The sequence below is a fragment of the Pseudomonas sp. 2995-1 genome, assembly GCF_002742505.1.
Lineage (GTDB): Bacteria > Pseudomonadota > Gammaproteobacteria > Pseudomonadales > Pseudomonadaceae > Aquipseudomonas > Aquipseudomonas sivasensis.
The window spans coordinates 1-246 of the sequence record NZ_LJSA01000092.1 but is presented as its reverse complement, the minus strand read 5'-3'; the positions used below and the strand labels follow the sequence as shown (position 1 = coordinate 246).

The 246-nt window shown below is 34.1% G+C and carries 1 pseudogene; it reads left to right on the top strand.

The window, feature by feature from the left end:
* Positions 1 to 49 precede the first annotated feature (49 nt).
* A pseudogene (locus tag AOA61_RS31710) lies at positions 50 to 246 on the top strand (hypothetical protein); the annotation flags it as partial.

Sequence of the window (246 nt, the reverse complement as noted above, 5' to 3'; positions counted from 1 at the left end):
AAAAGAAATAGAAAGAAGGATATTTTAAAAGGATGTAGAATTAAGAACTATGAAAAATTATAAAAAACAGATTTTTGTCGATGGTGATGCTTGTCCAGTCGTAAATGAAATTATTTCGATAGCTACAGAATTTTCTGTACCAGTGACATTCGTATCATCTTATGCACATGTGCGAAACGAAAGTTTTCCTGCAGGCGTAGAGCATATTTTTGTAGATCAAGACGGAGAGGGCGAAACTATATACGC